The organism is Bradyrhizobium sp. CCBAU 11386, assembly GCF_028128955.1.
Classification (GTDB): Bacteria; Pseudomonadota; Alphaproteobacteria; order Rhizobiales; family Xanthobacteraceae; genus Bradyrhizobium.
On sequence record NZ_LBKA01000115.1, the window covers coordinates 1 to 2,129 of the forward strand.

The following is a 2,129-nucleotide window of genomic DNA, read 5'->3' on the forward strand; positions in this document are numbered from 1 at the left end:
ATGGTGGCGCCGAGCGTGGTGGTGCCGCTCGCCGCCGTGGTGCCGCCGGCCGCGCCGCTATACACGACGTTGCTGCTCGCGGTGGCGCTGGCGAAGGAGGTCGTGCCGCGCAGGTCGGCCGCGGTCGCACCCGAGATCGTGGTGGAGACGTTCGACTTGGTGGAGTAGCCGACCGTGGTCTGCAGCGCCTGGTTGGCGATCGACTTGGCGCTGTCGATCAGCTTCTGCAGCGAGGTGATGCCGGTGTTGGCGGCCTGCAGCACCTGCACGCCGTTGGCGATGCCATCGAGCAGATTGTTGATGTCGCTGGCGCGGTTGTCGAGCGACTGGGCGGTGAAGAAGTTGGTGGGATTGTCCAGGGCCGAGTTGACGCTCTTGCCGGTCGACAGACGGCTCTGTGTGGTGGCGAGAAGATCGGCGGTGGACTGGAGAGAAAGAAGGTTCTGACGAACCGATGAAGAGAGAACGATACCGGACATTGAGTGTTACCCTTCTGGTACGCAACGCAACAAACTTCGATTAGGATTAATCGATGTCCGGGAAGGTGAACGTCCAGGGCTAACAAAGCATGAAGCGTGTCGCGGGAGTCCCTGCCTGGATTCACCATATGAGCGATCGAAGCAGCATCTGGCTTCCGCCGTATCGTCATGATCGGATGATGCTTTTTGGTACACCGATGAAGCGTTTGCCACTTGTCAACCATAACTCAGAGTGAGCAATTCGCTGTACTCGAATGCATCGCCTTCATCAGCCGAGCGGCACTCTGATGCCGGCACAAAAGAAAGCGGCGGGGCCGAAGCCCCGCCGCCTTGTTGGTTTGCGATGTCCGCCGCTATTAGCGGAGCAGCTGCAGCACGCTCTGCTGCGACTGGTTGGCCAGCGACAGCGCGGAGACCGCGATCGACTGGCGGGTCGACAGCGCCTGGCTGTTGGCCGCTTCGGTGTTGGTGTCGGCCAGGGTCAGGTTGGACGAGCCGGTCTGCAGCACGTTGATCAGGCTCTTGTTGAAGTCCTGACGAACCTGCACCACCGAGAGGTTCGAACCCAGGCTCGAGGCTTCCGAGCGCAGCGTGCTCGATGCGGCGTTCAGGTTCGACAGCACCTTGTTGGTCGCGGAGTTGTCGATGAAGTCGACGCCGCTGGTCAGCGAGGCGAGGCCGAGACCCTTGGAGTTGTAGGTCACGCCGGTGATGCTCAGGTTCGACTTGCCGGTCTCGTCGAACACCAGCTTGAGCTGGTCGCCGTTCAACAGGTTGACGCCGTTGAACGAGGAGTCCTGCGAGGTCGTGTCGATCTGGTTCAGGATGTTGTTGTACTGAGACACCAGATTGGCACGCGAGGTCTGGGCAACCGTGTCCTGGACGGGGCTGGAAGCCGTCGAGAACGTGAGCGACGAGGTGAGCGTACCGCCGATCGCACCACCCGCGGCGCTCGAGCCGATGGTCGAGGACGCGTAGTCGTTGGTGGTCGAGACCGTCAGCAGGCCGTTGGCGTCGATCGTCGCGGTCAGGTTGTTGGCCTGAAGCTTCGTGTTGAGCTGATCGAGCGTCTTGACCGTGCCGTTGGTGCCGTCGCCGAAGGTGACGTTGACCGCCGTGCCGCCGTTGAAGGAGGTGAAGGTCAAGGTCTTGCCGCTGATGCCACCGATGCCGGAGGTGCGCGCCGCGGTGAAGGCGGTCGCAGTGCCGGTGTTGCCGGCAAGGCCAAGGGCATTCAGCGCATTACCGGTGCCGGTGATCGACAGATCGGCGTTGACGCCGGTCGAGAGCTTGAGCTGGCCCGAGGCGTTGATCGACGAGTTGGTCTGGCCGGTGGCGGTCGCAAGCGTCGCGGTGCCGTTGGCATTGACCGTCGCGGTCTGCACGCCGGTGGCAAGGTCGATCGCCTTCAGCACGTCGTTCACCGTGCCGCCCTGCAGATAGACCGTCGAGTTGCCGGCGCCGTCGGTGACGACGTTACCGGAGGCACCGAAGCCGCTCGGAACGCTCGGAGCACCGGTCGTACCCGGGGTCGGCGCGTTCTTGAAGGTGATGACGTGGCCGTCGACGTTCAGCGTCGAACCGTCGGCAATCGTCGCACCGAGCGAGCCCGAGGTCGTAGCCCGGTTGACGGACACGGTGGCGTTGCCG

At 63.2% G+C, this 2,129-nt stretch carries 2 protein-coding genes; both read right to left on the reverse strand.

Translation table 11 applies throughout. The features are described from left to right. A partial coding sequence (locus XI09_RS08735; protein WP_442869559.1) for a flagellin N-terminal helical domain-containing protein occupies window positions 1-479 on the reverse strand: 479 nt, incomplete at its 3' end. A gap of 356 nt (window positions 480-835) precedes the next feature. Further along, the coding region (locus XI09_RS08740; protein WP_271566481.1) for a DUF1522 domain-containing protein at window positions 836-2,129 on the reverse strand (1,294 nt) is incomplete at its 5' end.